The following is a 16543-nucleotide window of genomic DNA, read 5'->3' as shown; positions in this document are numbered from 1 at the left end:
GCTAGAGCGGCTTGGCAGCCCATCGATCAACGCCACTATCGCGCAGTTCGCGAATTGACTTCAGCCGCTCCGTTTCGACAAATCGCGCCATCCCTGCGACAATGCGGCCTGGCAGGGCCGGTCCGGCATAGATCATACTTGTGTAAAGCTGCACCAGATCGGCACCCGCGCGGATCTTCTCCAGCGCCGTTTCTGTGGAATCGACGCCGCCGACGCCGATGATGGCGATATCCGGCCCGAGCAGCTTGCGCATCTTCGCCAGCACGATGGTCGAGCGGTCGAACAGCGGTTTTCCCGAAAGCCCGCCGGTTTCGCGCGCCGCGTCGCCGCTGCACAATGGGGGCCGCGAAATGGTGGTATTGGAGACGATGACGCCGTCGATCCGTTTTTCAACGACCTCGGCGGCGATGTCTTGCAACTCGGCCTCCACTAGATCCGGCGCGATCTTGAGGAAGACCGGCGGCTCGGCCGCGGCTGATGCACGCGCGGCCATGACCCGTGACAAAAGCTCGCCGAGCTGCTCGCGCGCCTGCATGTTGCGCAGGCCGGGCGTGTTGGGCGAGGAGATGTTGACCGTCAGATAGCTGGCATAGGATGCAAGGCGGGTGACGCCGCGCTCATAGTCGCCGATGCGATCAGCACTGTCCTTGTTGGCGCCGATGTTGACGCCGACGATGCCAGCGCGCCCCTTGCGTACGGCGAGGCGTTTTTCGGCCGCCGCATGGCCTTCATTGTTGAAGCCCAGCCGGTTGATCACCGCTTCATCCGCCGTCAGCCGGAAGATGCGCGGCTTCGGATTGCCGGCCTGCGGAAGCGGCGTGACCGTGCCGACCTCGGCAAAGCCGAAGCCGAGGCCAAGCAGCGCGTCCGGCACCTCGGCGTTCTTGTCGTAGCCGGCCGCCATGCCGAGCGGGTTGGGGAAATCGAGGCCGCAAAGGCTGACCTTCAGCCTGGTGTCGCGCACCGTCCGCGCGCCGACCGGCAGGCCGCAGCGCAGCGCCGCGATCGACATGCCATGCGCGGTTTCCGGATCGAATGTGAACAGCAGTTTTTGGCCAAGCCGGTCGAACAGACTCATTCGGCCTCCAGTGCCGGGAAGAGGTGCGTGCCATCGGCGCCGAGCGGCAGCGGTCGCACCCATGTGACGGATTTCAGCTCCAGCACGCCGTAAAGATGCGGAAACAGTGCGCCGCCGCGCGAAACCTCGTATTTCAGGGCGTCGCCCAGGCTGGCGCCGTCGATGGCGACCAGCAGAAGGTCGCTCTGGCCGGAAAAATGCTTTGCCGCGGTTTCCCGGACCTGCGCTGCCGTGGAGAAATGGATGAAGCCGTCGGCGACGTCGATCGGCGCGCCGGTGAAGCGGCCACTGGCTTCGGCCTCGCGCCAAGGCGCTTGCGGGGTTATCTTGTAGATAAACTGAGACATGGTTGCGCTATAGTCCGAACCAGCCACGCGGGAAAGGCCACGCCAAGGGTCTTCCCCATTTCCGGCGCAAACATGCGATATTTCAGGCCTTGGCCATGGAGGACAACATGCGTCTGCAACACATCTTGATCCCCGCCGCGCTCGTTTCACTGGTCGCGGTGTCAGCCTATTCGGAAGAAACCGACCGCTACCGGCTGGAAAAATCCGCCAACGGCTATGTCCGCATGGACACGCAGACCGGCGCGATGTCGATCTGCGAGGAACGTTCCGGTCAGCTCGTCTGCAAGGTGGCAGCCGACGAACGCGCCGCTTTTCAGGACGAAATCGACCGCCTGCAAACCTCGATGAAGGCAATGGACGAACGCGTCACCAAACTGGAGAATTCGCTCTCCGCCCGGCTGGAATCGAAGCTGCCGAGCGAGGAGGATTTCAACAAGACGATGAGCTACATGGAGCGCTTCCTGAAGGGCTTCATGGGCATCGTCAAGGATATGGACAAGGACAATGGCGGCGGCGCCCAGCTGAATTCGCAGAAGACCTGAGCGCTGTAGACAAGGGAAAACGCGGCGCGCTGGTTTTGCCGCTTGAAAACAGCGCGCAGCCTCTCATAATCGTCCGACTGGTCCCGAAAAGCTTAAAAATCATCGACGGGATTCGGGGAGGGACATTTGCCGTCAGGCTATTCTTTCGTCATCGCCGACGATCATCCGCTGTTTCGCGGTGCTCTGCGTGAGGCGCTTGCCGGCATCGGCAATGTCGCCGCCATCCACGAGGCCGGCGATTTCGAAAGCGCCAAGGCGCTGGTCGTGGCCAATGAGGATGTCGATCTGGTGCTGCTCGACCTGTCGATGCCAGGCGCCAGCGGCCTCTCCGGCCTGATCTCGCTGCGCGGCATCCATCCGGCGGTGCCGCTTATCGTGGTGTCGGCGCATGACGATCCGGTGACCATCAGGCGTGCGCTCGATCTTGGCGCCTCCGGCTTTATCTCCAAATCGGCGAGCATGGAGGAAATCCGCAACGCCGTGCAATCGGTGCTCGCCGGCGACATCGCCGCGCCCGTCGGTGTCGATCTCGGCGTCGAACGCGATCCCGAAATATCGGACCTGATCAAAAGGCTGCAGGCGCTGACGCCGCAGCAGACCCGCGTGCTCGGCATGCTGGCCGAAGGCCTGCTCAACAAGCAGATCGCCTATGAGCTCGGCGTCTCCGAGGCCACCATCAAGGCGCATGTTTCGGCCGTCCTGCAGAAGCTCGGCGTCGACAGCCGCACCCAGGCGGTGATTCTTTTGTCCAAGATCGGCAGTGATCCGTTGCAGCCAGCGCACTGAGCGCCGGAATCCCGGCGCTCACCGCTATTCAGCTGCCGGATTTGGCGACCAGGCTGCGGGCACCTCCTCGGAGTCGATTGCTTCCGCACCCGCACTCCGATCCTGATTGGATTCGCTTCCGGGCAACTGCGCCCGGCCGATCGCGGCGCCAAGGCCGAGCGATGCGATCGCCACTAGCGGAATGCCAGCGATCCAGGGCAGGCGCGGTGCCAGCGCGTAAAGCGCCGTGCCGATCGAGGGCCCCAGCGAGTCCTTGAGGTCGACCGCCACCGACGAAGCCGCCATGTAGGAGGCGCGTCGTGCGGGTGGCGCCAGCGCATTGACGGCGGTCGGCACCAGCGGTCCGACCAGCATCTGCGCGATCGAGCACAGGCTGACCGCGCCGATCAGCATCAGCATCGCAGGCGAGGCGGCCAGCAGCGCAAAGGCGAGTATCGTCGCAATGCCCGCACCGACCGTCAGCCACAGAGCGGACCGTGCCTCGACCATGCGGCTGACCAGCATCTGCAGGCCGACCGTCAGCGCGGCGGCGTAGGCGAACAGCGCGCCGACGCCTGACGGTGTCAGGGTCCCGGCATCATGCGCATAAAGCGGGATCACCGCCTCGATCCAGTTGCCGGCGACCTCGAACAGCACGACCCAGAGCAGCAGCCTCGCCAACCGGCCGTCGCGAAAGGCCGGCAGCAGCGCGGACAGGCCTTCTTCCTCTTCATCGGCCTCGCCGTCATGGCGATCGTCGCCGGTGGCGCGGCCGATGCCGATCGTCTCGTTGAGGGCGAAGAGCATCACGATCCCGCCCAGCACAAGCATGGTACCGCCGGCAAGAAACACGCTGCGCAGCGACACGAGCGCCAACAGGGCGCCGCAGGCCGGTCCGAGAATCTGCCCCGCGCTTGAACTCACGCGCGCCAGGCTGAACCAGCGGGGATGGGCGGATGGCGCGGTCACATCGGCGATCGCGGTGAGGATCGTCGGGTGAAGCACCGACTCGCACATGCCGGTCAACAGCAGCACGATCGCGGTAATGACGACACCATGCACGAAGAACAGGGCCAGGAAGCCGGCCCCGACGCCGAGCGACGAGGCGATCACCACCGGCCGCCGGCCGACGCGGTCGGCGATGCCGCCGATCAGTGGCGCCGCCAGAAGTTCGCCGCCGGCATAGCAGCCGAACAGCAGGCCGATCGCGCCGACAGGAATGCCGGCCTCGCTGCTCGCCCAGAGCGGAAAGAAAGGCATCAATGCGCCATCGGCGAAACCGGCACAGAAGAAGAGCAGAAGCCCCAACAGGGCTGGGCGCGGGGCAGCGCGCCAGGAGGAAAAGAGTGTTTTGATCATGACGTCACCTGCGCATGGAGGCCCGACTGTCGTCGACGGCCGGAAGATTGCGCGTTGGTTGACGTAAACGCCTACGGTCGCCCTGGAGCGACATGGAGGTTGAGCCGCGTGGTTGAATCCCATGCGGCGATGGGACCGGCTTCAGCCGAGCCGCACGGACAGTTCGACGTCCTCGCCAAACGGCGTGGACATGTAGCCCGATGCCGGCGAGCGCACCCGTTGCAGATATTCGGGAGAGAAATCGGCGTTGTCGGCAATGATCAGTGCGCCTGGCCTCAAGCGGCTCTCGACCAGGCTGAGGATCTCCGGATAGATCGCCTTGGCGCCGTCGAGCAGTAGCAGGTCGATCGTTTCGGGCAGGTCGGCGCTCAGCGTCTCAAGCGCGTCGCCCTCACGGATCTCCACCAGGTCGATAAGGCCGCCCTCGGTCAGATTGGCCTTGGCCCGCATCACCTTGGATGGTTCGAATTCGGTGGTGATCAGGCGGCCACCGCCATTGTCCCTGAGTGCCGCGGCAAGATAGAGCGTCGAGATGCCGAACGAGGTGCCGAATTCGACAATGACACGCGCGCCGCTGCTGCGCGTCAGCATGTAGAGCAGCGTCCCGGTCTCCGGCGAGATCGCCAGCCAGAGGTCCTTCAGCCGCCCGTAGAAATCGACATATTCGGTCTTGCTGTTGAGCAGGCGCGCCCGCTCGTCGTGCGAAAGCGCAGCCACGGCCGGACTGGTAGTGGCATTGGCTTCCTTGAACAGGCGCTCAAGCAGGGGTGCCAGCGGTGCGTTGGTCAGCGTCATCATGAAAGTCTCCGGTCGAAAAGGACTGCGTTCTTGTGTTGCGCTGAAAAATACGAATAATCCTTCAGGTTTCCAATTCGCATTGCCGAGCCGAGACATGACAGGATGCTCAAGTCCTTCGATTTCCTCACGAAAACAGCCCAAACAGGCACGTGCCACGGACCTTGTCGCGGCGATTTTGGAGGCTGCTGTTCAGGTTTTGGCGAGCGAAGGCGCACAGCGTTTCACCACCACGCGCGTCGCGGAAAAGGCGGGCGTCAGCGTCGGCTCGCTCTACCAATATTTCCCCAACAAGGCGGCACTCCTGTTCCGGCTGCAGAGCGATGAATGGCGGCAGACGGGTGGCCTGCTGCGCACCATACTCGAGGACGACCAACGCCCGCCGCTCGAACGGCTGCGTCGCCTTGTCCACGCCTTCATCCGCTCGGAGTGCGAAGAGGCTGCGGTGCGTGTCGCGCTCAATGACGCCGCCCCTCTCTACCGCGACGCGCCAGAGGCGCACGAGGCCAGAGTCTCGGGAGAGCGAACTGTCCAGACATTTATGCGGGAGGCTTTGCCTGAGGCTTCAGACGCCGTCCGTACCTTGGCGGGCGAGCTGATCATCACCACACTCAGCGCGGTGGGAAAGGACTTTTCGGGAAGTCCGCGAACACCGGTCGAGATCGAAACCTATGCCGACGCAATGGCCGACATGTTCTGCGCTTACCTCGAAAGTCTGGGCCACAGCGGCTGAGGTCGCCGGCGCTGTCCGGCCCGCCTCTTTGGCATCACTCCGCCGCCGAGGCCAGCGGCCTGACCCTGGCCATCATCGAGCGCAGCACCGCCGGTTTCAGCGGCTTGTTGATCACCGGGACGTCGAGTTCGCTTGCTGCTGCGCGCACCTCGTTGGAACGGTCGGCGGTCACCAGCACGCAAGCTAAGTCCTGGCCGTAGGCTGCGCGCAGAGTCCTGATCGCATCGAGCCCGGTGGCGCCGTCGAGGTGATAGTCGGCAAGCACGATGTCGGGCCGGCGTGCGCCGGGCCGCAAAAGATCCCCTGACCCCGAGGCGGTGTCGACGCTGCACCCCCAGCCTTCGAGCAGCAACCGCATGCCGTCGAGGATACGCGCGTCGTTGTCGATGCAAAGCACGGTCAGCCCGGCAAGCGAAGAAGCCGCGCGTGCTGGTGTTTTCTCGGTCTCGCGCCGCGGTACCGCCACCGCCGCCACCGGCAGGATGACCGAGAAGCGGGTGCCTTTGCCAGGATTGGAGAAGATGCGGATTTCGAGCCTGAGCACGCGAGCGATGCGGTCGACGATGGACAGGCCGAGACCGAGGCCCTCGGCTTCGCGCACGCCTTCATCCAGCCGGGTGAACTCATGGAAGACGGTGTTCAGCTTGTCGCCGGCGATGCCGATGCCGGTGTCGATCACCTGGATTTCCGCCAGTTCGCCGCGCCGCCGCACGCCCACCAGGATGCGGCCCCGGCGGGTGTACTTAATCGCGTTGGAGACCAGATTCTGGATCAGGCGGCGCAACAAGTTGCGGTCGGTCATCACGGTGAGCGACGAGGCCATGATGGTCAGCCCGAGCTTCTTTTCGGCTGCCATTGGCCGAAAATCATTGCCGATCTGGCGCAGCAATCCGTCGAGGTTGAAGGCGGTATCGTCCGGCTTCATCGCACCGGCGTCGAGGCGCGAGATATCGAGCACGGCGCCCAAAATGGTCTCGACCGATTCCAGCGAGGATTCGATGTTGACCGCGGCCCTGCCGGCTGGACCCTTGCCGGCCTTCTCGATCAGCGACGAGCAATAGAGCCGGGCGGCGTTCAGCGGCTGCAGGATGTCGTGGCCGGCGGCGGCGAGGAAGCGCGTCTTGCCGAGATTGGCCTCCTCGGCCAGCATCTGCGCCTGCGCCAGCTCCTCATTAACCCGGGTCAACTCGATGGTGCGGGTCTTGACCCGCTGCTCCAGCGATTCATTGGCCCGCTTCAGCGCCAGATCCTGCTCGACGCGCCCGGAAATGTCGGCATAGGTGGCGACGATGCCGCCATCCGGCATCGGGTTGGAGCGCAGCTCCAGGATGCGGCCGCTGGTCTTCAGCTCCATCTGCCAGGGGCTGACGAAGCTGGTCAGCCGGTTGAGCATCGTCACGCGCTGATCGGCGGGGATGTCGCCGCGCTCGGCGAGATGGCGCAGGATCTGGTCGAGCGAGACACCGACCTGGCCCATCTCGTCGGGCAGGTCGAACAGCGCCCGGTACTGGCGGTTCCAGCAGATCAGGCGGAAATCGCGATCGAAGACGGTGATGCCTTGCTCCATCTGGTCGAGCGCGATCTGCAGGAGGTCGCGATTGTGCTGCAGCGCCTCGGTGGCGTCGTCGAGCAGGCGGAAGGCATCCCGGGATTCGCGGTCATGGCGCCGAAACAGCAGCGACAGGATCAGCCGCGCCGAGGAGGAACCGACGGCACTCGCCAAAAGCTGCTCGGAGAAGCGGATGACGTCCATGCTCGCCTGCTCCTTGCCGAGCAGCGTGGTGCCGTTGGTCTTCTCGAACGACTGGAACGAGCGCTCGGTGCGCTCGACGCCGAGGTAGCGCCCGATCGTGTCCTTGAGGTCGTTGACGGTGATGGCGGTGCGGAAGCGGCGCAGGCTCGGCATCGGGCCGGCATCCCTTGGCACGAAGATCGACGCCTGGATGCGTTCCAGCGGCACCGACGCGCGCGACAGCGAGCCAAGGACGAAAAACAGCGTGTTGATCGACAGGCTCCACAACACGCCGTGGTTCAGTGGTTCGGCCACCGTGCCGAACAGCGCCTGCGGTCGCAACGCCTCGAAGCCGAACAGCCCGTGCAAGAGGATATCGGTATCGGGCGCGACAAGTGACGGCAATAGCAGCGTATAGCCCCAGACGATGATGCCGGCGACCATGCCGAGCGCTGCCCCCCGGCCATTGGCGCCGCGCCAGATCAGCCCGCCGACCAGCGCCGGCGCGAACTGCGCGATCGCCGCGAAGGACATCAGGCCGATCGATGATAGGCGCGCGCTGTTGGTGCTCTCGCGGTAGTAGAGGAAGGCGATAAACAACAGGATGAAGATCGCCCCGCGCCGCACATTGAGGATGAGCGTCGACCAGTCCTCACTCTCCGAGGTCGAGGTCTTGAGCAGGCGGCGCACGAACAGCGGAATGACGAGGTCGTTGGAAATCATGATCGACAGCGCCACGCTTTCGACGATCACCATGGCCGTTGCCGCCGACAGCCCGCCGATGAAGGCGGCCATGGCGAGCACATCATGGCCGCTGAACAGAGGCAGTGACAGCACGTAGAGATCGCTGCTGGTGCCGGTGCCGACCAGCGACAGGCCGGCAAACGCGATCGGCAGCACGAACAGGTTGATCGCCACGAGGTAGAGTGGAAACACCCAGGTCGCGGTGCGCAGTTCGGCCTCACCACGGTTCTCGACGATGGTGACGTAGAACTGCCGCGGCAGCATGATGATGGCACAGCCGCTGAGGCCGGTCAGCACCAGCCAGGTGGCGAGCGAGGTGTTGTAGCCCATCGCCTGCCGGACCTGGGTATTCTGCGCCAGCTTGGCGAACATGTCGCGGGGGCCGCCAAAGATCAGGAAAGTGACCATCAGGCCGATCGCCAGAAAGGCGGCGAGCTTGACCACAGTTTCGACCGCCACCGCCAGCACCAGCCCGTCTTGGTGTTCGGTGGCGTCGGCATGGCGGGTCCCGAACAGCACCGCAAACAGCGCCAGCAGCATGGCGACGACCAGCGAGATATCGCTGACGAACGGATCGAAGGAGGGCGGCGATCCCGTATAATGCTCGACCATCAGGCTGACCGAACCGGAGATCGCCTTCAGTTGCAGGGCGATATAGGGCACCGCGCCGATGGTGGCGATCAGCGTGGCGATGGCGGCGACGGTAAAGCTCTTGCCGTAGCGCGCGCCGAGGAAGTCGGCGATGGAAGTGATCTTCTCGGTCTTGGCCAGCCGCACGATGCGGTTGAGCAAGGGAAAGCCGAACACGAACACCAGCACCGGGCCGGTATAGATGCCGAGGAATTCGAGGCCGCGTTCGGAGGACAGGCCAACCGAGCCGAAGAAGGTCCACGAGGTGCAGTAGATGGCAAGGCTGAGCGCGTAGATGAAAGGCCGCGCCCGGCTCGGCCCTGAAATCGCCGAGCGGCGGTCGCCCAGGCTGGCGATGGCGAACAGCAGCGTCACATAGGCGATCGCAATGATGACGATGAACAAGCCCTGCACGCCTGGAATTTCCTCCTTTGCCGTCTTTTTATCCGGCTTGTCTGAACGCAATCACAGCTTGAGCCCCGAGTCCATTGCGGCTTTGGCAGCATGATCGCGGCCACGGCATTCAGACAGGCCGCCAAGGCGCGGTGCAAAAGCACTGTGCCCGTATGTGTTGCCTTCGCCGAAGGCCATCGCCTTACGTTTTCGAAGCCCAGCTTCGACGGATCGGGCAAAGGGCACTTGGTCCCTGCGAGAAAGAGGATCAGGCAGCCGGGCGTACTTTTCGAGGTTGCCGTGCATGAACGCGGCGATCTGGATGAGGCGGAGGGACTCGGAAATGGCTACTACAGAAAGGATGAGTTTCCAGTGCGACGGCATGATTCCAAAGAGACTCTACCGTTTACCTGGCGGAGAAGCCCGATCTCACGCTCGTTCCTTCCGACTGGTATCTCGCCCTTATCGTCGCCGGAGCGCGCGAGCACCGGTTCGACCGCCGGCGGATGGGCAATTGCTCTCGTTTGAATGCCAGCCCCACGTCAATCGGCCATGGGGCGGAATGACCTTGCGGTGTATTTCGGAACGCAGATCGATTTGGCGCATCCGCTCCCTCCACGACGCCGAACTGTGTAGGACGGTTATCAGATCGGCGCGTCGATATTGTTATGATGAAGATCGCCGCTGAGCGCCGTGAAAAATACGGCCAATGACGATCTCCTCCAAACCCATTCGGTAGAGGATGATGTGCCTGCCGTGGACGAACTGATGGGTCCTGCCTTCATAGAACCGGCCCATGCTCGGATAGTCGCCGAGCAACTCAAACACCGCGTCGAGTTCACGCAGGTATTTTTCGGCCTGAGTGTGGCCGAAGTTTTCGAAGGTGTAGCGGTAAATGTCTTTGAGATCGCGTTCGGCGCGATGCGTTATCCTATGGCGCATGCGGGAGTTCGGCACGCGCTTCCCGAATGATGTCGTCGATCGACTTTTCGCTGCCGGGGCTCTCAAAGCCTTCGTCGATGGCCGCCAGAATCGCTTTGCGCTTCTCATCGGGCGAAAGCGCGTCAAACCACGCGCGTTGCTCCTTTGTCGGAGCCGCCCACGGGTAAACGTCAATGCTGATGGTTTCGAGAATGTTCATGAGCATACTATAGGCGAAAACGCCTATGATTTCCAGAAATTCAATGTTGGCTTTGCCGTTCCTTGGTTCGCTCGATGAGCTTTTCCCGCTCATACTGAGCATTCAAGCTGAGCTGGCCGTAGTGAACGACCATCGGCCGTATCTGTCTCGATTTGCATCGTGGGGATATGAAATTTCACGTTCCTTGCACGTTACGCGTCAAGTTCGGCAAAGGCGTCAGCATAACGACACTGCCGCCCCAGGTGCCGCGACGGAAGGAGAAAGCGGTTGTTTTCTCCTTTTTGCCCATGTTGCAACCTCAGGTTTTTGTTATGTTGCTCCCGGGTCGATGCCGTAAGGACGGAACGGCAGCACGGCCGGTCATGACAAGGAGGGTCGAATGCTGAAAGAATTCCAGGAATTCATTTCCAAGGGCAATGTGATGGACTTGGCCGTCGGCGTCATCATCGGCGCGGCCTTCGGCAAGATCGTCGATTCCCTTGTCAACGACATCATCATGCCCATCGTCGGCGCGATCTTCGGCGGCCTGGACTTTAACAATTACTTCTTCGGATTGTCCTCGAACGTCCATTCGGCCTCGCTGGCCGAGGCCAAGAAAGAGGGTGCCGTCTTTGCCTATGGCAGCTTCATTACGGTGGTGCTGAATTTCGTCATCCTTGCCTTCATCATCTTCCTGATGGTCAAGGCCGTGAACAATCTGCGTAGGAAGCTTGAGCGCGAGAAGCCTGCTGCGCCAGCAGCACCGCCCCCCGCAGATGTCGCATTGCTCACTGAAATCCGCGATCTGCTCGCCAAGCGATAATTCGGCCAACGATTGCTGGACCAAAACCCCGGTCGTTCGCGGCCGGGGTTTTCTGTTCTCGCATCTGGTAAAGAGCGACAAAACTGAGAGGAAACGGATTTATCCATGAGCCTGATCGACAGCTTTCGCGCTGAAGCGCGTGCCGCACCGGAAAGCGGCATTGTCGCCGTCGTCAATTACGGCCGCCTTCGCGAGGGTCTGATTCCGCTCTGGGCCGGCGAGGGCGACCTGCCGACGCCCGCCTTCATCACCGATGCCGCCTCGAAGGCGCTGGCCGGTGGCGAGACGTTCTACACCTGGCAGCGGGGCATTCCCGATCTGAGGCAGGCGCTGTCACGCTACTACGCCAGGCATTTCGGCAAGACCTTCCCGGAGGAACAGTTCATCGTCACCGGGTCGGGCATGCATGCCATCCAGATGTCGCTGACCGCTCTTGCCGGTGCCGGCGACGAAGTGATCTATCTGTCGCCGGCCTGGCCGAATTTCGATGCCGCCGCGGCCCTGTCGGGAGCCGTTCCGGTAGCGGTCACGCTCGACCATTCCGGCAATGGCTGGTCCTGCGACGTCGAGAAGATCGCCGCGGCGATCACGCCGCGCACAAAGGCGCTGTTCATCAACACGCCGTCCAACCCGACCGGCTGGACCGCCGATCACGAGACCTTGCAGGCGATCCTCGATCTCGCGCGCGCCAGGAACGTCTGGATCATCGCGGACGAGATCTATTCGCGGTTCCACTATGGCCATGGGCGCGCGCCGTCCTTCCTCGACATCGCCACGGCGGAAGATCGCATCCTGTTCGTCAACTCCTTTTCCAAGAACTGGTCGATGACCGGCTGGCGTGTCGGCTGGATCAAGACGCATCCGTCCCTGCAGCAGGTGTTCGAGAACCTGATCCAGTATTCGAATTCTGGCGTCGCCCAGTTCATGCAGCGCGGCGCGATCGCAGCCCTTGACGAGGGCGATGGCTTCGTTGCCGAACAAGTGGAGCGGGCGAGGAAGGCGCGCGACCTGGTCTGCGGCATTCTTGGCGCCACCGGCCGCGCGAGGTTTACCGTGCCGCAAGGCGCCTTCTACCTGTTTTTCACCGTCGACGGCATCGTCGATTCCCGCACGGCCGCCTTCGACATCGTCGACAAGGCCAATGTCGGCCTGGCGCCGGGCACAGCCTTCGGTCCCGGCGGCGAAGCCTTCCTCAGGCTGTGCTTCCACCGCCGCCTCGACCAGGTCGAGGAAGCCGCACACCGGCTGGCAAAGTGGATGAAGACTGTTTGAGCCGCTAACGAATCCAAAAACTACTCCGGCGAGCCAGATGGCCGCCGGAGTAGAGTTTCAATCCGGCTTCAGCCGCCTGACTTGGGCACCAGCAGCGGAACGATCCGATCGCTTTTGGCGACAGTGGGCCGGCCGGCGGAGCCGTAGGGAATGCCCAGCGCATCCCAGGTCTCGACCAGTGCGTCCTGCAGTCCCGCGATCAGCGTGTCGGAATGGAACGGCGTCGGCGTGATGCGCAGCCGCTCGGTGCCGCGCGGCACGGTCGGGTAGTTGATCGGCTGGATGTAGATGCCGTGCACGCCAAGCAGGCGATCGCTGGCCATCTTGCAGAGTTCCGGATCGCCGACCAGCACCGGCACGATATGGGTTGGCGACTCCATCACCGGCAGGCCGGCCGCCGACAGGATCTGCTTGGTTCGGCTCGCCTGCTGCTGCTGCGCGTCGCGCTCGGCCTGCGAGCGCTTGAGATGGCGGATCGATGTCGTGGCCGCGGCGGCGATCGCCGGCGGCAATGCCGTGGTGAAGATGAAGCCCGGCGCATAGGAGCGCACCGCGTCGATGACAGCGCTGGTGCCGGTGATGTAGCCGCCCAGCGTCCCGAACGCCTTGGCGAGCGTGCCTTCGATGATGTCGATGCGGTCTGCCAGGCCCTCGCGCTCGGTGATGCCGCCGCCGCGCGGCCCGTACATGCCGACGGCATGGACCTCGTCGATATAGGTCATGGCGTTGTAGCGCTCGGCGAGTTCGACGATCTCTCTGATCGGCGCGATGTCGCCGTCCATCGAATAGACGCTTTCGAAGACGATCAGCTTGGCGCGCTCGCGCCCTGCCGCCTGCAGCAGGCTTTCCAGATGCGCGACGTCATTGTGGCGGAAAATCTTCTTCTCGGCGCCCGAGCGCCGCACGCCCTCGATCATCGAAGCGTGGTTCAGTTCATCCGAGATGATCAGGCAGTTCGGCAAAAGCCGCGCAATGGTCGAAATCGACGCTTCGTTGGAGACGAAGCCGGAGGTGAAGACCAGTGCCGCGTCCTTGCCGTGCAGGTCGGCAAGCTCATGCTCGAGCTCGACCAGCGGGTTGGAAGTGCCGGAAATGTTACGGGTGCCGCCGGCGCCCGAACCCATCTTGCCGGCCGCTTCCTGGAAGGCGGCGATGACATCGGGGTGCTGGCCCATGCCGAGATAGTCGTTGGAGCACCAGACGGTGATTTCCTCGGCACGGCCATTCGAACGCCATATGGCGCGCGGAAACTTGCCTGCGATACGCTCAAGGTCGGCGAAGACACGATAGCGACGCTCCGCGTGGAGCTGATCGATCGCTTCTTCGAAGAACCGCTGGTAGTTCATGTCGGCTTCCCAATTTTGCGCGGGATCATAATCATTGCCCTATTGGTCGTCCACCGGGCCGTTTTGGTCAAAATGCCACGCCCCGAACCTGTTCCTAACGACCACGGATCGTGGCCTATTCCCTTGATGTGGATCAACTTTGTTTCAGCACGATGCCACATTTGGTGAACGCCGGTTACCAAGGGTTCTAATGGCCATGCGGCAGGCTTTCCAGTAGAGCGGTGTTTGAGACAGTTTCCGATAAATCTTGAGATGCGAGGATGCGGATGACGGTTTTGGTGACAGGCGGTGCCGGCTATATCGGCAGCCACATGGTCTGGGAATTGCTGGATGCCGGCGAAAGCGTGGTCGTTCTCGACCGGCTTTCCACCGGTTTCGAATGGGCGGTGGCACCGGAGGCAAAGCTCGTCGTCGGCGATGTCGCCGACAAGGAATTGGTCGGATCGATCATCCGGGACAATCATGTCGACGCCATCATCCATTTCGCCGGCTCCATCGTGGTCCCGGAATCGGTCGCCGACCCGCTCGCCTATTACGAGAACAACACCTCGAAGACGCGCACGCTGATTGAAACCGCGGTGCGCGAAGGCGTGCCCCATTTCATCTTTTCCTCGACCGCTGCCGTGTATGGCGGCGCCGGGCTGGAGCCGGTGCGCGAGGATGCCCGCCTGTCGCCGGAATCGCCTTACGGCCTGTCCAAGCTGATGAGCGAATGGATGCTGCGCGACGCGGCGACAGCGCATCCCATACGCTACACCGCGCTGCGCTATTTCAACGTCGCCGGCGCCGATCCGAGGGGCCGCACCGGCCAGTCGACGCCCGGCGCCACCCATCTGATCAAGGTCGCCTGCGAGACTGCGCTCGGCAAGCGCCCGTTCATGCAGGTGTTCGGCACCGACTATCCGACGCCCGACGGTACCTGCATGCGTGATTACATCCATGTCAGCGACCTTGCGGCGGCGCATCGTCTGGCCCTGCAACGGCTGCGCGCCGGGGGACAAAGCCTCGTCGCCAATTGCGGCTACAGCCATGGCTATTCCGTGCTCGAGGTCATCGACAGCGTACGGCGTGCCTTCGGCCATGATTTCGAAGTCAAGATGGGCGACCGGCGTCCTGGCGATGCGGCAGCCGTGGTCGCCAATTCGGACCTCGCCCGGGCGGAACTCGGCTGGACGCCGCAACGCGACGACCTCGACCAGATCGTTGCCGACGCGCTCGCCTGGGAGCGCATCCTGACCAGCAAGAACTCCGTGCGCGGCTGAGCCAGGTTCCCCAAGGGCTCGCAAGGCAAGCGGCGACGCGCTATGGAAGGCATTCGCGGCAAGCGTGGAGGCGCTGCGCCGCGAACAGCTTTGGGGGGGATGGCATGAAGATAGTGGTGCTTGGAGCCGGCGTTGTCGGTACGGCGGCCGCCTATTATCTGGCTGCCGATGGCCACGAGGTCACCGTGGTCGAGCGCCATGCGGCGCCGGCGCGCGGCACCAGCCAGTCAAATGCCGGCCTGGTGTCGCCGGGCGATGCCACCGCCTGGGCCTCGCCGGCGGCGCTGAAGACCTTTTTGCGCGCGCTCTACAACCATGATCTCGGCATCAAGGTGCGGCTGCGCTTCGATCCCTATTTCCTCGCCTGGAGCCTGCGCTTCCTGCGCCAGTGCACGGTGGCGCGGCTGCGCGCCAACAGCCAGGTCAAACTGCGCCTGGCGCTCTATTCGCGCGACTGCATCAACGCAATCTCGGCCGACACCGGCATCCACTATGACGAGCGCAAGAAAGGCATCCTCTATTTCTTCCGCTCGCAGCACAGCCTCGACACCGGCACCGACAATTATCGCTATCTGGCCGAGCATGGCCTGCCGATCGAGATTGTCGGCCGCGACCGGCTGGTCGAGCTCGAACCGGGTCTTGCCGGGGTGAAGGAAAAGATCGCCGGCGGCGTCTATTCGCCGATCGACCAGACCGGCGATTCCAGGATCTTCGTCGACAATCTCGCTGCCTATGCGCGCGAAAAGCTTGGCGTCAAATTCCTGTTCGACACCACGGTCGAAGGCCTCGATATCGACGGCGACCGCGTGCGCGCGGTGATGACCTCGGCCGGGCCGGTTACAGGTGACGCCGTGGTCATTTCGATGGGGCCGGAAAGCGGCCTGCTCGGCCGCCGGTGTGGCATCGACCTGCCTGTCTATCCGGTGAAGGGCTATACAGCGACCATTCCGCTGGAAGACGAGAGCAAAGGGCCGACCATGGGTGGCGCCGACGAGGACCAGCTGATGGCCTATTCGCGCCTTGGCAATCGACTGCGGCTGGCTTCGACCGCCGAATTCACCGGCTTCGACCGCACCCACAAACCCAGCGATTTCGCCACCATGTTCCGGACCGGAAAGGATCTGTTCCCCGGCGCCTTCGACGAGACGAAAGCTGTACTGTGGGCCGGCCTGCGGCCGATGATGCCGAACTCCGTGCCGGTCATCGGCCAGGCGCGCTACAAGAACCTCTATCTCGACACCGGCCACGGCCATGTCGGCTGGACCATGGCCTGCGGCTCGGGCAAATTCCTGGCCGACCTCGTTGCCGGCCGCAAGCCGGAGATCGACCCGCAGGGATTGGTCTACGTCAACTGAGGGAGCACTAATCGTCGTGCTGGCATCGAGTCCATTGTCCCTGCACCCATTCAGCAAGCCATCCGCGCTCAAGCTGGCCAATCTGTGCCAGATTGTCCTGTCTTGCGGTCAAATGGCCGAAACCGACGACTTCGAAATCTCCGCAGTCCGCGGGGTGATCATGTTCGCCGCACGTCAGTTGCCACTCACCATCGGAATGATGAACGACCAGTGTTACCGGCCTCTCCGATCGAAAGACGTGCCCACA

The 16543-nt window shown here is 63.2% G+C and carries 16 protein-coding genes; 7 read left to right on the top strand and 9 right to left on the bottom strand.

All coding sequences use genetic code 11. The features are described 5' to 3' along the window. Nucleotide 1 precedes the first annotated feature (1 nt). Both AC1DX4_RS32740 and AC1DX4_RS32735 read right to left on the bottom strand, forming a co-directional pair. Nucleotides 2–1078 carry a quinone-dependent dihydroorotate dehydrogenase gene (locus tag AC1DX4_RS32740; protein WP_477224255.1) on the bottom strand — a complete coding sequence of 359 codons (1077 nt, stop codon included), beginning with the start codon at nt 1076–1078 and terminating at the stop codon, nt 2–4. Further along, on the bottom strand, nt 1075–1425 hold the full coding sequence (locus AC1DX4_RS32735; RefSeq protein ID WP_477224254.1) for a DUF952 domain-containing protein: 351 nt from the start codon (nt 1423–1425) through the stop codon (nt 1075–1077). Before AC1DX4_RS32735 ends, AC1DX4_RS32740 begins: the two co-directional genes overlap by 4 nt. A gap of 107 nt (nt 1426–1532) precedes the next feature. Here AC1DX4_RS32735 and AC1DX4_RS32730 point away from each other — a divergent pair, with 107 nt between their 5' ends. Continuing rightward, a complete protein-coding gene (locus tag AC1DX4_RS32730) occupies nt 1533–1967 on the top strand; it encodes a hypothetical protein (protein ID WP_477224253.1) in 435 nt (144 codons plus the stop codon). A gap of 126 nt (nt 1968–2093) precedes the next feature. Next, nucleotides 2094–2753 (top strand): response regulator transcription factor, encoded by a 660-nt coding sequence (locus AC1DX4_RS32725; protein WP_477224252.1) that lies wholly within the window; start codon nt 2094–2096, stop codon nt 2751–2753. Between the two features lie 24 nt (nt 2754–2777). Here AC1DX4_RS32725 and AC1DX4_RS32720 read toward each other — a convergent pair whose 3' ends face one another. Next, entirely contained in the window at nt 2778–4091 is a 1314-nt protein-coding gene (locus AC1DX4_RS32720; protein WP_477224251.1) for an MDR family MFS transporter, read from the bottom strand. A gap of 141 nt (nt 4092–4232) precedes the next feature. Continuing rightward, a complete protein-coding gene (locus AC1DX4_RS32715; protein WP_477224250.1) occupies nt 4233–4889 on the bottom strand; it encodes an O-methyltransferase in 657 nt (218 codons plus the stop codon). 94 nt (nt 4890–4983) lie between these two features. On the opposite strand from AC1DX4_RS32715, the gene AC1DX4_RS32710 reads away from it, so the two are divergent. Next, nucleotides 4984–5619: a TetR/AcrR family transcriptional regulator gene (locus AC1DX4_RS32710; RefSeq protein WP_477224276.1), complete on the top strand. Its 636-nt coding sequence runs from the start codon at nt 4984–4986 to the stop codon at nt 5617–5619. Between the two features lie 34 nt (nt 5620–5653). Here the strand turns inward: AC1DX4_RS32710 and AC1DX4_RS32705 are convergent, their stop codons facing one another. The 4 genes from AC1DX4_RS32705 to AC1DX4_RS32690 form a co-directional block, all read right to left on the bottom strand. Continuing rightward, on the bottom strand, nt 5654–9139 hold the full coding sequence (locus AC1DX4_RS32705; protein ID WP_477224249.1) for a PAS domain-containing hybrid sensor histidine kinase/response regulator: 3486 nt from the start codon (nt 9137–9139) through the stop codon (nt 5654–5656). Between the two features lie 51 nt (nt 9140–9190). Then, on the bottom strand, nt 9191–9502 hold the full coding sequence (locus AC1DX4_RS32700) for a hypothetical protein (protein WP_477224248.1): 312 nt from the start codon (nt 9500–9502) through the stop codon (nt 9191–9193). A 282-nt stretch (nt 9503–9784) separates the two neighbouring features. Continuing rightward, nucleotides 9785–10075, bottom strand: coding sequence for a type II toxin-antitoxin system RelE/ParE family toxin (locus AC1DX4_RS32695; RefSeq protein ID WP_477224247.1), 291 nt, complete (start codon nt 10073–10075; stop codon nt 9785–9787). Further along, complete coding sequence (locus AC1DX4_RS32690) at nt 10050–10352, bottom strand: hypothetical protein (RefSeq protein WP_477224246.1); 303 nt, start codon at nt 10350–10352, stop codon at nt 10050–10052. Before AC1DX4_RS32690 ends, AC1DX4_RS32695 begins: the two co-directional genes overlap by 26 nt. A gap of 286 nt (nt 10353–10638) precedes the next feature. Here AC1DX4_RS32690 and mscL point away from each other — a divergent pair, with 286 nt between their 5' ends. Next, nucleotides 10639–11061 carry a large conductance mechanosensitive channel protein MscL gene (gene mscL / locus AC1DX4_RS32685; RefSeq protein ID WP_477224245.1) on the top strand — a complete coding sequence of 141 codons (423 nt, stop codon included), beginning with the start codon at nt 10639–10641 and terminating at the stop codon, nt 11059–11061. A gap of 105 nt (nt 11062–11166) precedes the next feature. Then, nucleotides 11167–12333: a pyridoxal phosphate-dependent aminotransferase gene (locus AC1DX4_RS32680; protein WP_477224244.1), complete on the top strand. Its 1167-nt coding sequence runs from the start codon at nt 11167–11169 to the stop codon at nt 12331–12333. A 68-nt stretch (nt 12334–12401) separates the two neighbouring features. Here AC1DX4_RS32680 and hemA read toward each other — a convergent pair whose 3' ends face one another. Beyond that, nucleotides 12402–13679: a 5-aminolevulinate synthase gene (hemA, locus tag AC1DX4_RS32675; RefSeq protein WP_477224243.1), complete on the bottom strand. Its 1278-nt coding sequence runs from the start codon at nt 13677–13679 to the stop codon at nt 12402–12404. Between the two features lie 266 nt (nt 13680–13945). On the opposite strand from hemA, the gene galE reads away from it, so the two are divergent. Beyond that, nucleotides 13946–14941 carry a UDP-glucose 4-epimerase GalE gene (gene galE, locus AC1DX4_RS32670; protein WP_477224242.1) on the top strand — a complete coding sequence of 332 codons (996 nt, stop codon included), beginning with the start codon at nt 13946–13948 and terminating at the stop codon, nt 14939–14941. 104 nt (nt 14942–15045) lie between these two features. Further along, nucleotides 15046–16296, top strand: a complete 1251-nt coding sequence (locus AC1DX4_RS32665; protein ID WP_477224241.1) for a D-amino acid dehydrogenase — start codon at nt 15046–15048, stop codon at nt 16294–16296. Nucleotides 16297–16543 lie beyond the last annotated feature (247 nt).

Source organism: Mesorhizobium sp. P3_A8, from assembly GCF_056402995.1.
The sequence above is the reverse complement of the archived record's forward strand: the minus strand, read 5'-3'. Positions and strand labels throughout refer to the sequence as shown.

Excerpts from the sequence above, each read along its gene's own strand:
- AC1DX4_RS32740 (WP_477224255.1), bottom strand. The coding sequence starts at position 1,078 with ATGAGTCTGTTCGACCGGCTTGGCCAAAAACTGCTGTTCACATTCGAT.
- AC1DX4_RS32735 (WP_477224254.1), bottom strand. The coding sequence starts at position 1,425 with ATGTCTCAGTTTATCTACAAGATAACCCCGCAAGCGCCTTGGCGCGAG.
- AC1DX4_RS32730 (WP_477224253.1), top strand. The coding sequence starts at position 1,533 with ATGCGTCTGCAACACATCTTGATCCCCGCCGCGCTCGTTTCACTGGTC.
- AC1DX4_RS32720 (WP_477224251.1), bottom strand. The coding sequence starts at position 4,091 with ATGATCAAAACACTCTTTTCCTCCTGGCGCGCTGCCCCGCGCCCAGCC.
- AC1DX4_RS32715 (WP_477224250.1), bottom strand. The coding sequence starts at position 4,889 with ATGATGACGCTGACCAACGCACCGCTGGCACCCCTGCTTGAGCGCCTG.
- AC1DX4_RS32710 (WP_477224276.1), top strand. The coding sequence starts at position 4,984 with ATGACAGGATGCTCAAGTCCTTCGATTTCCTCACGAAAACAGCCCAAA.
- AC1DX4_RS32700 (WP_477224248.1), bottom strand. The coding sequence starts at position 9,502 with ATGCCGTCGCACTGGAAACTCATCCTTTCTGTAGTAGCCATTTCCGAG.
- AC1DX4_RS32690 (WP_477224246.1), bottom strand. The coding sequence starts at position 10,352 with ATGAGCGGGAAAAGCTCATCGAGCGAACCAAGGAACGGCAAAGCCAAC.
- mscL (WP_477224245.1), top strand. The coding sequence starts at position 10,639 with ATGCTGAAAGAATTCCAGGAATTCATTTCCAAGGGCAATGTGATGGAC.
- AC1DX4_RS32680 (WP_477224244.1), top strand. The coding sequence starts at position 11,167 with ATGAGCCTGATCGACAGCTTTCGCGCTGAAGCGCGTGCCGCACCGGAA.
- hemA (WP_477224243.1), bottom strand. The coding sequence starts at position 13,679 with ATGAACTACCAGCGGTTCTTCGAAGAAGCGATCGATCAGCTCCACGCG.
- galE (WP_477224242.1), top strand. The coding sequence starts at position 13,946 with ATGACGGTTTTGGTGACAGGCGGTGCCGGCTATATCGGCAGCCACATG.
- AC1DX4_RS32665 (WP_477224241.1), top strand. The coding sequence starts at position 15,046 with ATGAAGATAGTGGTGCTTGGAGCCGGCGTTGTCGGTACGGCGGCCGCC.